Origin of the sequence: Streptomyces sp. SID5910, from assembly GCF_009862125.1 — a bacterium.
GTDB lineage: Bacteria > Actinomycetota > Actinomycetes > Streptomycetales > Streptomycetaceae > Streptomyces.
In genome coordinates, this window is sequence record NZ_WWHX01000507.1 from 1 (window position 1) to 10,501 (window position 10,501).

Below are 10,501 nucleotides of genomic sequence, written 5' to 3' on the forward strand. Positions count from 1 at the left end.
TAGTCCTTCAGCATCGCCGTGCCCTCGGCCTCGTTGTCCTGCGGGACACGTGCCATGATGCCGAAACGGTCCGGGTGGGCCTCGCAGGCCTCCAGGGCGTAGTCGATGCGGTTGCCCTCCCAGGACGGCGGGAGGATCAGCGCCCGGTTGACGCCGGCCTCGTCCATGAGTTCCAGGGCCTCTTCGTAGGAGAAGGGGTCCTCGCGGTGGCCGTTGAGGCGGATGCGCTCACGCGCGCCCGGGACCCAGGGACGGTCCGGGGTCTCTTCCTTCCAGATGTGGATCTGGGTGTCGACGACGAACATGTCGAACTCGCTTTCTCGAACGTTCTCGAAGGGGGTGGTGGGTGGTGTGCAACGAACGCTAGGCGGGTGAAGAGGTCTTGCCGAGAGCTTGGGATGCAAGCTGTTGTTGCGCGAAAGTGCGCTGTGAGCAGGGCGTTCCCGGCGTGCTTCAGGCCTCGCCGAAGACGGCGCCGACGATGTGCTCGGCGATCGCCATGGAGGCGGTGGCGGCCGGCGAGGGGGCGTTGCGCACGGCCGTGATCCTGCCCACCTGGTGGATGCGGAAGTCGTCCACGAGGGTGCCGTCCCGGTCCAGGGCCTGGGCCCGTACGCCGGCTCCGCCGCGGACCACGTCCTTGGCGCCTACGCCGGGGACGTACAGGCCCGCGTCCTTCATGAAGGCCGCGGTGGACAGCGAACCGCGGTACTCCTTGACGCCGGTGCGCCAGTGCTGGGCCGCCATCCTCCAGGAGCCCGGATAGGCTGCGAGGCCCAGCAGGTCCTTCGGAGAGACCTTGGTGAGCTGGTAACCCTCCCTGGCGAGTGCCAGGACTGCGTTGGGGCCGACCTCCACCGTTCCGTCGACCCGGGGGGTGAAGTGGACTCCCAGGAACGGGTAACGGGGGTCAGGCACCGGGTAGATGAGGCCGCGGACGAGGTGGGTGCGCTCAGGCTTGAGCAGCTTGTACTCGCCCCGAAACGGGATGATCTTGGGTGCCTGCTTGTCCTGGGCGAGCCTGGCCACCGAGTCCGACTGCAGGCCGGCGCACAGGATCAGCCGGTCCACCTTCAGGCGTTGTTGTCCGGAATCCACCTCGATGCCGCCCGGCACGTTGGTGATGCCGGTGACGGGGAAGCCGAGTCTGACCTCGCCGCCCGCGTCGGTGATGTCCTTGGCGAACTCCCGGGCGATCGCCGGGTAGTCGGTGATCGCGGTGCGCGGGGAGTGCAGGGCCGCGATGCCGCCGGCGTGCGGCTCCAGCTCCTTGATCTCGTCCTGGGAGACCCTCCGAAGGTCGGGCACGTGGTTGTTCTTCGCCCGCTCGTAGAGGTTCTCCATGCGGCCCAGTTCGTCCTGGCGGACCGCTATCACCAGCTTGCCGATCTCCCGGTAGGGCAGCCTGCGGTCCTGGCAGTACTCGCGCAGCAGTGACACCCCGCGCACGGTCAGGTCCGCCTTGCGGCTGCCCGGTGTGTAGTAGATGCCCGCGTGCACGACGCCCGAGTTGTGGTCGGTCTGGTGCAGCGAGACCTGCTGCTCCTTCTCCAACACCACGACACGGGTGCCGGGGCGCCTGAGCGCGATCTCGCGGCCCGTGGCCAGACCCACGATGCCGGCGCCGACGATGCCGATCGTCTCGTCAGCCATCGGCATCCTCCTCTCTGATCTTGCCGCTCCCCCGCCGTCAGGAGCCGAAGTTGATGGCGACCGTCTTGACGCGGGTGGAGAAGCGCAGGACCTCTTCGCCCTGCTCCTTGTAGCCGGTGCCGGAATCGTGGAAGCCGCCGAAGGGCAGGTGCACGTCCCAGCCGGGCGTCGGGTGGTTGACCGCGATCTGGCCGCACTCCGCCTCGTCGACGAAGCGGTAGGCGGCACCGATATCGCGGGTGAAGACGGCCGCGGCCAGGCCGTAGACGGAGTCGTTGACGGCCTGGACCGCCTGTGCGAAGTCGTCGACGGCGCGGGCGGCGAGGACCGGGCCGAAGACCTCGTCCCGCCAGACGGCCATCTCGGGGGTGACGTCGCCGAGCACGGTCGGCTGCACGTAGCAGCCGTGCGCGTGGTCGCCCTCGGTGTCGGCGCCCCCGCCGGTGAGGACCACCGCGCCCTCCTCGACCGCCTTGCCGAGGTCGGCGAGGACGCTGTCGCGCTGCTTGGGGCTGGACAGTGGGCACATCGTGGTCGCCGGGTCGCTGCCCGGGCCGACCTTGAGCTTCTCGACCTCGGCGACCAGCAGCCGGGTGAACTGCTCGTACGCCGGCCGCTCGACGATCACCCGGCTGGTGGCGGTGCAGCGCTGGCCGGCCTGGCCGAAGGAACCGGCGACGACGGTCTTCGCGGCGGACGGCAGGTCGGCGTCCTTCAGGACGACGGAGGTGTTCTTGCCGCCCAGCTCGCCCTGGAAGGGGACGTTGCGGTCGCCGAGGCGGCGGCGGATGGAGTTGCCGACCTCGTTGGAGCCGGTGAAGGTGATGCCGGCGATCCGCGGGTCGTCCAGAAGCGCCTCCTCGATCTCCCGGGTGCGGCCGGTGACGACGTTCAGCACGCCGGCCGGCAGGCCAGCGTCGTGCAGGGCGCGCGCGAAGTGCAGTCCGGACATCGGGGTGTCGGTGGCCGGCTTGAAGACGGCCGCGTTGCCGGTCGCGAGCAGCGGGGCGAGCTTGCGGGCCGGGGTGATCAGCGGGTCGTTCCACGGGCTGATGACCAGGATGACGCCGATCGGCTCGCGCTGGGTGTGCGTACGGGTGTCGGGGCGGGCGTCGTGCAGGAGGATCCCGTAGCCCTGGCGGGCGAGGCCGGCGTAGTAGTCGAGGAAGTCGGCGGCTTTGCCCGCCTCACCACGGGCCTCGGCCAGCGTCTTGCCGTTCTCGGCGGTGACGTCGGCGGCGATCTCGTCGAGCCGCTCGCGGATCAGGCGAGCGGCGTCGGTGAAGACGCGGGCCCGCTCGAAGGGGCTGGTGCGCCTCCAGACGGCGAAACCCTGCTCGGCCTGGTCGTAGGCCCGGGCGACGTCCTTGGCGGACAGTGCCGGGATCCGGGCCACGGGGGCGCGGACGTCGGCCGGGTCGTGGACGTCGATCCACTCACCGGTCGTCACCCACTCCCCGCCCAGGAGCGTTTCCAAGGTGCGCATCAGATCACTTCCTTCGTCGACCGCGGTGCGGGTGACCGCGGTCCCAGGTGGTCGGCCGTGCAGGGCCGAATGCGACAACACACCATGTCGGGGCGGGCCCACCAGCCCCGTGGCGGCAGGCATTGGTTGCATGGCGCGCAGGTCGGCCGAGGGGTGATCCATGCTGGAATCGGCTGGCCGGCCGGTGTGCACGACGCCGCCGGGAGCCGAGACAGCCGAGGAGAGACCGAACATGGCCTACGCAGTCGTCGCCCACTACCGCTGCGCGCCCGCCGACGAGACCGCGGTGCGTGCCGCGCTGCTGAAGGCGCGCGAGGCGACCCGCGCGGAACCCGCGAACCAGCTGTACGAGGTGCACGCCGTGGCCGAACAGCCCGGCGGCTTCCTGCTGTACGAGCGGTACGACGACGTCGCCGGGTTCGAGGCGCACAAGGCTGCGCCGCATTTCACGGAGCAGATCGTCGAGACCGTGTGGCCGCTGTTGACGGACCGGTCGGTGACCTTCGCCGAAGTGCTGTGAGCAGAGGGCCGCAGGGCCGGGAAGCAGCCGCTTCCCCGGCCCTGCGGCCGTCTCAGAACTCGTTGCCCCAGCAGTAGCGGGCGACCGTCTCCACCAGGACTAGCTTCCTGCGCTGGTCCTCGGCACTCAGCAGCGGCCGGTCCGCGACGTCGGCGAAGCCCCGGGACGGGGCGACGGCAGCGTCCTCAAGGTCCTTGATCGCGTCGAGCGGGTCGATCCGGGACATCACCGTGTCGACGTCCTCCAGTTCGGGGCGGGTGGCGTCCACCACTCCGAGACAGAAGTCCCGTTCGTCGGGCAGCGCCCGTACGAGATCCACCTCTGCCTCGGTGCCCTGGTCGAAGGGCAGCACCCAGCGGTCCGCCGGGACGGCCGTGTACAACCGCTCGGCGCGGGCGCGGTCCACGGCGGCCGGCGCCGCCCAGCCGGGCGCCACGCCGATCCGCACGCCCTCCGGGCGCTCGTCCAGCCGTACCGCCAGCGCGTCCACCGCGAGGGCGTCCTCGAAGGACAGTGCGCCGGGGGCGGCCGGGTCGGCGGCGACCTGGTCCAGCAGGAGCGGGTTGTTCAGCTGGATCAGGCGGACTCCCTGGGAGACCAGCAGCGCGATCTCGGCCCGGACGATCTCGGCCAGTGCTTCACCGAGTTCCCGGGCGGACGCCGGGCCGAGTCCGGCCTCGAACGTGGTGGCGGCGAGATACGCCGGGGACGGCAGCGTGGCCTTGGGCGCGATCACCGTCAGCCCGGTGAGCCGGGTGCCGTAGTCGGGCAGCAGCGGGCCGCCTGCCTTCGGCAGGGATTCGGCGACCCAGCGGACCAGGCCGTCGGGGCGCACCTCGTCGGTACGGCGGAAGCCGGAGACGGTGCCGAGCACGGCGCCGCGGAAGTCCTCGCGGGGGTAGTCGCCGTCGGTGACGACGGTGGAGCGCAGCTTGCGCTGGAGGGCGACCGCCTCCTCGACCGCCGCGGTCTCGGCCTCCTTCAGCCCCTCCGGGTCACCGGCCGCGCGGGCGGCGGTGAGTTCGGCGGGGCGCACCAGGCTGCCGTGGTGGTCGATGCGGTAGTTGAACGTGTCCGCCATGGGTCAGTCCTTCCCGGCGTCGGAAGCGGACGGAGCGGGCGTGCCCGCGACGCCCCAGGCGGCGAACTGCAGCTCGTAGCCGAGGGCTTGCAGGACCTCGTCGGCGATGACCTGGTCCTCGTCGGCGGTGCCGCCGGCGATGCCGAGGCCGCCGATGATCTCGCCGTCCTTCTTGATGGTGACGCTGCCCTCGGTGGCGAGGATGGGCATCGAGGCGCCGGGCAGCTGGGAGAGCTGGGAGAAGAAGACGGGCTGGCTCTCCTGCCACTTCTTCAGCATCTTGCCGGGACGCTGCATGACGGCCGCGGTGTACGCCTTGGCGCGGGCGATGTCCGGGGTGAGCGGGCGGGCGCCGTCCGGACGCCGGACGGCGACGACGAAGCCGCCGGCGTCGACGACTGCGACGCTGACCGCCTTGCCGATGGCCTGGGCCCGCTTGTGGGCGGCGGCGATGATCTCCTCGGCGGCGTCGAGGCTGATGTTGCTCATGCGGCTTCCTTCGTGGCGGTCAGGGTGCGGCGCAGGCGGGCGACGGCCGCGTTGTAGGCCTCGGGCGTCTCCCAGTACATGGAGTGCGGGGCGCCGGGGACGATCTCCAAGTGCGAACCGGGCAGCAGTTCGTGGGCGCGGGTGACGGTCTTGACGCTCAGGACAGCGTCCTTCTCACCGGCGAGGAAGGCGACCTTGACGCGGGAGGACCGGATCTCGTCCAGGCTCGGGCCGTTGGTGTCGAGGTTGCGCAGGTCCTGCATCCTGGCCACGTTGAACGTGCCCATCTGCTGGAACAGGAAGGTCAGGTCGGCGCGGCCGGTCTGGAACTCTTTGGTCAGCAGCCGGTCGATGACCGGGAGTTTCACGGCCTCGGCGCGGTCGGCGGCGGCCAGTTCCTTCAGCTCGGGGTGACTGATGCCGCCCAGCGAGTGGCCGAGGACGACGGAGGAGACCCGGTCGGGGTGCAGCAGGCCGGCGCGCAGGGCGGCGACGGAGCCGATGGACTGACCGACCAGCATGGCGTCGGTGAGGTCCTCCGCCTCCAGGACCGCGACGACGTCACCGGGGAAGTCCTGGCCGTCGAACTCGGACATGGAGCTGTCGGACTTGCCGAAGCCGCGCAGGTCGACGGTGACGACGGTGAACTCGTCGCGCAGCGCGGCGACCTGCTGCCACCAGGCGGCGTGGTGGCCGCCGCTGCCGTGCACGAACAGGATCGCCGGGCCGCTGCCGTGGCGCTCGTAGTAGATGGAGGTGCCGTCGGAGTCGGCGTAGGGCATGGGTCGTAACTCCTCAGCAGAGGCGATCAGTTGGGGCGCTTGGCGTGGTGGACCAGCTCGATCATGGTGTGGTCGGGGTCGTGGATGTAGCAGAACTTCGACTGGTTCTCGGGGCGCTGAATGGGCCGGGTGTGCCGGATTCCCAGCTCCTTGAGGTGCGCGAGGAAGTCGTCCCAGTCGTCGACCTCGACGGCGAAGTGGTAGGGCGCCATGCGCTCCATCTCCTCGACCGGGGTGAAGTGCAGGTCGAAGTTGCCCCGGGTCATCAGCACCACGCGGGTGTTGGACTTGGGCATGATCCGCTTCATGCCGAAGACCCTGGCGTACCACTCGGCGGTGCGGTCCGGGTCGGTGGTGGGGAAGTTGACGTGGTGGATGTAACGGGGTTCTGCGCTCATGGCTGGTTCCCTTCGAGGAGTACGGGGTTGGACAGCACGCCGATGCCGCCGATCTCGACGTCCACGGTGTCGCCGGGCTCGATCGGGCAGACGGACTCGGCGCCCATCCACAGCACGTCACCGGAGTGCAGGGTGATGTGCTTGGTGATCTCGACGATGTAGTCGAAGGGGTCGAAGACCATGTCGCCGGTCGGGAACTCGGCGCGGGTCTCGCCGTTGACGCGGAGGGTGGTGGTCTGCGCGAGGGCGTCGACGTCGGTCTCGATCCAGGGGCCCATCGGCTTGAAGGTGTCGCTGTTCTTGCTGCGCCAGAAGGTGCGGTCCTGGTGCTGCCAGGTGCGGGCGCTGACGTCGTTGCCGATGGTCCAGCCGAAGACCGACGTGCGGGCCTCGTCGTGGGTGGCGTGGCGCAGGGTGCGGCCGATGACGGCGACGAGTTCGGGCTCGGCCTCGAATCGGCCCGTCACCTCGGCGGGCTTGACGATGGGTGTGAGGTGGCCGGTGAGGGCGTTGTTGGCGCGGTAGCCGACCTCGGGGCGTTCGGGGGTCGCGACTCCCGCGTGCTCGATGTGCCGGGGGTAGTTCATGCCGACGGCGTAGAAAACGGACGGGAGGACCGGCGGCAGCCACTGCGCGCGGGCGCGCGGGACCGTTCCGATGACGTGGACGTCGGTCTCGTCGAGAGGGGAGCCGGAGAGCAGTTCGACGTCGTGCTTGCCGACGCGGCCCCATACCGCCCGTCCGCCGACGGAGATGCGTGCGTACCTCATGGCGTCAGCAGGTGGGAGACGCGCTTGGTGACCAGGTAGGCGTCCAGTGCCTCCGGTCCGCCCTCGCGTCCGTAGCCACTGTCCTTGACGCCGCCGGAGGGGGCCTCGTGGACGGAGCCGCCGCAGTGGTTCAGGGAGAGGATGCCGGCCTCGAGCTCCTCGGACAGCTTCTCGGCGGTCGCGGCGGAGCCGGTGAAGCCGTAGGCGGCCAGTCCGTAGGGCAGCGCGTTCGCGGTCGCGAGCGCCTCGTCGATGTCCCTGAAGGCAACGATGGGCGCCAGCGGACCGAACGGTTCCTCGCTCATCAGCTCCGCGTCCTCGGGTACGTCGGTGAGGACGGTCGGCGCGAAGTAGTAGCCGGGGCGGTCCAGGCGCTCGCCGCCGGTGAGCACCTGGGCGCCGCGGGCGACGGCGTCGGCGGTCAGGCGCTCCATGGCCTTCAGCCGGCGCTCGTTGGCGAGCGGTCCCATGGTGGTGCCGTGCTCCAGTCCGTCGCCGACCGACACGGCCTCGGCCGCCTTGACGAACTCGGCGGTGAACTCCTCCACGATCGACTCGTGGACGAGGAAGCGGCTGGGCGAGGTGCACACCTGTCCGGCGTTGGCCCACTTGGCCTGGGCGGCTCTGCGGGCGGCCTTGACGGGGTCGGCGTCCGCGCAGACGATCACTGGCGCGTGGCCGCCCAGCTCCATCAGCGAGGGCTTCATGACCTCGCCCGCCTTGGCGGCGAGCAGCTTGCCGACCGGGACGGAGCCGGTGAAGGCAACCAGGCGGGTGGCCGGGGAGGCGATCAGATGGGCGGAGACCTCCGCGGGCTCGCCGAAGACGAGGTTGAGCACGCCGGCCGGCAGACCCGCGTCGGCGTAGCAGCGGACCAGTTCCATCGCCGTGGCTGGAGTCTCCTCGGAGGCCTTGATGACCAGGGAGCAGCCGGCCGAGAGCGCGGAGGAGATCTTCCGGTTGGGGCCGCCGACCGGGAAGTTCCACGGCACGAAGGCGGCGACGGGTCCGATCGGTTCGCGCCGCACGGTCAGGACGGTGCCGGGGTCGGAGGGGATGATGCGGCCGTAGGCGCGGCGGGCGTCGTCCGCGTGCCAGCGCAGGGTCTCGGCGGTGCGGCGGGCCTCGCCGGTCGACTCCCTGAGCGGCTTGCCCTGTTCCCGGGTCATGACGCGGCCGATGTCGGCGGCGCGCTCGGCGATGAGGTCGGCGGCGGCGTGCAGGATGCGGGTCCGCTCGGCGATGGGGGTGCCCCGCCAGATCCGGAATCCCTCGGTGGCGGCGTCGAGCGCGCGGTCGAGGTCGGCGGTGGTGGCCAGCGGTACCTCTCCGATCACCTCCTCGGTGGCCGGGTTCACGATGGGGGCGGTAAGTCCGGTGCCGCCCTGGCACCACTCGCCCGCGATGTACATGCGGACGGCGGGGTAGCCGTGATCGGTGGTCATGGGTGGGTGCCCTCTCAGGCCGGCGGGGGTGGTGGTTAGGGGCTGTCCGGGCTCAGGAGGCGGGCGCGTCCTGGTCGCGGTTGGAGCGCAGGGACCAGATGTGGTGGGGCGGGGTGGTCTCGTGCGTGCGGGTCTCGTAGGTGTCGTCGACCCGGTCCATGTCGGCGGCGTACTCGACGCGGCCGCCGCAGGGGGCGTGCAGGAAGCGGAAGACGTTGGAGCCGATGGTGTGCCGGCCCAGCTTGCGGGCCTCCCGCCAGCCCCGCTCGATCATGAAGTTGCCGCCTTCGATCACGTCGTCGAATCCGGGGACCTCGTAGGCGATGTGGTTGACGCCGGCCCGGTCCGGACGGTGGCACAGCAGCATGGTGTGCTGGTCGTCGTCGCCGGGGGCCTGCATGAAGACGCCCATGGGCTCGACCACGTCGGTGGGGCGGAAACCGAGGACCTCGGTGTAGAAGGCGACGGCCTCCTCCTTGCCCTCCTTGACGATGTTGAGGGCCACATGGCACATGCGCAGCGGGTGGGCGCGGGTGATCGGTTCCAGTGCCTCGTTCCAGCGGCCCACGTGGCCCGGCGTGTTGGCGGGGCGGGGGTCGATGGTCGCCTTCTTCGGCCGGGCAAGGGTGAGTCCGACGCCGAAGCCGCCCAGGTCGACGGTGTGGTGGACGCCGTCGGCGCCCGCGCGGACCTCGTGGCCGCGGCTGACGGCGGTCACCAGGCGGTCCAGTTCCTCACGGGTGTCGACGCCCCAGACGACCTCCCGCAGGGTGGGGCCGCTCTCCACGGGGGGCGGCAGCAGCGGACCGGGGTCGGTGTCGAGGTGGAGGGTCTGTCCGGTGAGCGTCTCGAACACCGCGTGCTCGTCGGTCCGCTCCACCAGGAAGAGGCCGAAGTCTTCGAAGAACCGGACGCACTCGCCGAGGTCGTCGATGCTGTAGGTGACCGATTCGATTCTCTGGATTCCCATGGCTTCCTCGTTTCCGTCTCGCCTGGTGAGCGTAGGTATGCGGGCGCGGGGGCCTCAATGGCCCGAGATCTCCCGCATTTGCAATCGTTTCTTGCGCGGCGGGGCCGCGTTCAGGTGCGCACGGTGGGAATGGGGTTCTGGGAGAACCATTCGGCGAGGAAGTCCAGGAACACGCTGACCTTGCGCGGGGTGTCCTGTCCCGGACCGTAGATCGCGTACAGGGGCCGGTCCGGCACCGCGAGTTCGGGCAGCAGCACCTGGAGGGCGCCGGAGACGAGGTCGTCGTAGGCGGGGCGTTGGGGCAGCAGGGCGATGCCCCGTCCGTGTACGGCGGCCTTCTGCAGGGCGATGTAGGAGTTCGACGAGAAGGCGATGTTGCGGATCTTGTGCAGGGTGCTGGCGTGCCCGTGGCCGATTCGCCAGACCGGGTCGTTGACGTGGACCAGGCAGTCGCGGGCGGCGAGGTCGTTGGGGTGGGCGAGCGCGCCGTGCGTCTTGATGTACTCCTGCGACGCGCACAGCACGAACGGCAGGGAGGAGATCTTCTTCAGACGGACGCTGGAATCGCGCAGATCTCGCGTGTGGAAGGCGACGTCGAACCCGCTGTCCAGGAAGTCGTAGGTACGGTCCGACATTCCGCCCAGTTCGAAACGTATCTGGATTCTCGGATGGGCCGCGGAGAAGGCGGCGATGGCGTCGCCGAGGTCGAGGCTGCCTATCCATTTGGGGCAGATGACGCTGAGGGTGCCTTCGGCGCGGTCGTGGAGCTGGGCGATGCCGGCGTCCTCGGCCTCGATCTCGTCCAGGATGCGGGTGGCGAAGTCCGCGTATCGCCGGCCGGGTTCGGTCAGGCTCACCGAGCGGGCGGTGCGGTTCACCAGGCGGACGCCGATCTGGCGTTCCAGTA

General features: G+C 70.4%; 11 protein-coding genes and 1 pseudogene. 1 reads left to right on the plus strand and 11 read right to left on the minus strand.

The window, feature by feature from the left end; all coding sequences use genetic code 11:
- The 3 genes and pseudogenes from GTW67_RS18235 to GTW67_RS18245 form a co-directional block, all read right to left on the minus strand.
- Positions 1–305 (minus strand): annotated as a pseudogene (locus GTW67_RS18235) (amidohydrolase family protein); the annotation flags it as partial.
- A gap of 148 nt (positions 306–453) precedes the next feature.
- Complete coding sequence (gene lhgD, locus GTW67_RS18240) at positions 454–1,653, minus strand: L-2-hydroxyglutarate dehydrogenase (protein WP_161165887.1); 1,200 nt, start codon at positions 1,651–1,653, stop codon at positions 454–456.
- Between the two features lie 37 nt (positions 1,654–1,690).
- On the minus strand, positions 1,691–3,139 hold the full coding sequence (locus tag GTW67_RS18245; RefSeq protein WP_161165888.1) for an aldehyde dehydrogenase family protein: 1,449 nt from the start codon (positions 3,137–3,139) through the stop codon (positions 1,691–1,693).
- Between the two features lie 232 nt (positions 3,140–3,371).
- Here GTW67_RS18245 and GTW67_RS18250 point away from each other — a divergent pair, with 232 nt between their 5' ends.
- Positions 3,372–3,659: a putative quinol monooxygenase gene (locus tag GTW67_RS18250; RefSeq protein ID WP_161165889.1), complete on the plus strand. Its 288-nt coding sequence runs from the start codon at positions 3,372–3,374 to the stop codon at positions 3,657–3,659.
- Positions 3,660–3,711: 52 nt separating this feature from the next.
- Here GTW67_RS18250 and GTW67_RS18255 read toward each other — a convergent pair whose 3' ends face one another.
- The 8 genes from GTW67_RS18255 to GTW67_RS18290 all read right to left on the minus strand — a co-directional run.
- Positions 3,712–4,740: a uroporphyrinogen decarboxylase/cobalamine-independent methonine synthase family protein gene (locus tag GTW67_RS18255; RefSeq protein WP_161165890.1), complete on the minus strand. Its 1,029-nt coding sequence runs from the start codon at positions 4,738–4,740 to the stop codon at positions 3,712–3,714.
- 3 nt (positions 4,741–4,743) lie between these two features.
- On the minus strand, positions 4,744–5,229 hold the full coding sequence (locus tag GTW67_RS18260) for a GlcG/HbpS family heme-binding protein (protein WP_161165891.1): 486 nt from the start codon (positions 5,227–5,229) through the stop codon (positions 4,744–4,746).
- Complete coding sequence (locus GTW67_RS18265; RefSeq protein ID WP_161165892.1) at positions 5,226–6,011, minus strand: alpha/beta fold hydrolase; 786 nt, start codon at positions 6,009–6,011, stop codon at positions 5,226–5,228. Before GTW67_RS18265 ends, GTW67_RS18260 begins: the two co-directional genes overlap by 4 nt.
- 26 nt (positions 6,012–6,037) lie before the next feature.
- Positions 6,038–6,409: a VOC family protein gene (locus GTW67_RS18270; protein WP_161165893.1), complete on the minus strand. Its 372-nt coding sequence runs from the start codon at positions 6,407–6,409 to the stop codon at positions 6,038–6,040.
- Positions 6,406–7,179 carry a fumarylacetoacetate hydrolase family protein gene (locus GTW67_RS18275; protein WP_161165894.1) on the minus strand — a complete coding sequence of 258 codons (774 nt, stop codon included), beginning with the start codon at positions 7,177–7,179 and terminating at the stop codon, positions 6,406–6,408. Before GTW67_RS18275 ends, GTW67_RS18270 begins: the two co-directional genes overlap by 4 nt.
- Positions 7,176–8,624 (minus strand): NAD-dependent succinate-semialdehyde dehydrogenase, encoded by a 1,449-nt coding sequence (locus GTW67_RS18280; RefSeq protein ID WP_161165895.1) that lies wholly within the window; start codon positions 8,622–8,624, stop codon positions 7,176–7,178. The genes GTW67_RS18275 and GTW67_RS18280 overlap by 4 nt, the downstream gene beginning before the upstream one ends.
- Positions 8,625–8,676: 52 nt before the next feature.
- Positions 8,677–9,594 (minus strand): VOC family protein, encoded by a 918-nt coding sequence (locus tag GTW67_RS18285; protein ID WP_161165896.1) that lies wholly within the window; start codon positions 9,592–9,594, stop codon positions 8,677–8,679.
- A gap of 110 nt (positions 9,595–9,704) precedes the next feature.
- A partial coding sequence (locus tag GTW67_RS18290; protein ID WP_161165897.1) for a LysR family transcriptional regulator occupies positions 9,705–10,501 on the minus strand: 797 nt, incomplete at its 5' end.

Bases quoted from the DNA above. Each gene is read 5' to 3' on its own strand.
- GTW67_RS18265 (WP_161165892.1), bottom strand. From the start codon at position 6,011: ATGCCCTACGCCGACTCCGACGGCACCTCCATCTACTACGAGCGCCAC.
- lhgD (WP_161165887.1), bottom strand. From the start codon at position 1,653: ATGGCTGACGAGACGATCGGCATCGTCGGCGCCGGCATCGTGGGTCTG.
- GTW67_RS18270 (WP_161165893.1), bottom strand. From the start codon at position 6,409: ATGAGCGCAGAACCCCGTTACATCCACCACGTCAACTTCCCCACCACC.
- GTW67_RS18260 (WP_161165891.1), bottom strand. From the start codon at position 5,229: ATGAGCAACATCAGCCTCGACGCCGCCGAGGAGATCATCGCCGCCGCC.
- GTW67_RS18245 (WP_161165888.1), bottom strand. From the start codon at position 3,139: ATGCGCACCTTGGAAACGCTCCTGGGCGGGGAGTGGGTGACGACCGGT.
- GTW67_RS18255 (WP_161165890.1), bottom strand. From the start codon at position 4,740: ATGGCGGACACGTTCAACTACCGCATCGACCACCACGGCAGCCTGGTG.
- GTW67_RS18250 (WP_161165889.1), top strand. From the start codon at position 3,372: ATGGCCTACGCAGTCGTCGCCCACTACCGCTGCGCGCCCGCCGACGAG.
- GTW67_RS18280 (WP_161165895.1), bottom strand. From the start codon at position 8,624: ATGACCACCGATCACGGCTACCCCGCCGTCCGCATGTACATCGCGGGC.
- GTW67_RS18275 (WP_161165894.1), bottom strand. From the start codon at position 7,179: ATGAGGTACGCACGCATCTCCGTCGGCGGACGGGCGGTATGGGGCCGC.
- GTW67_RS18285 (WP_161165896.1), bottom strand. From the start codon at position 9,594: ATGGGAATCCAGAGAATCGAATCGGTCACCTACAGCATCGACGACCTC.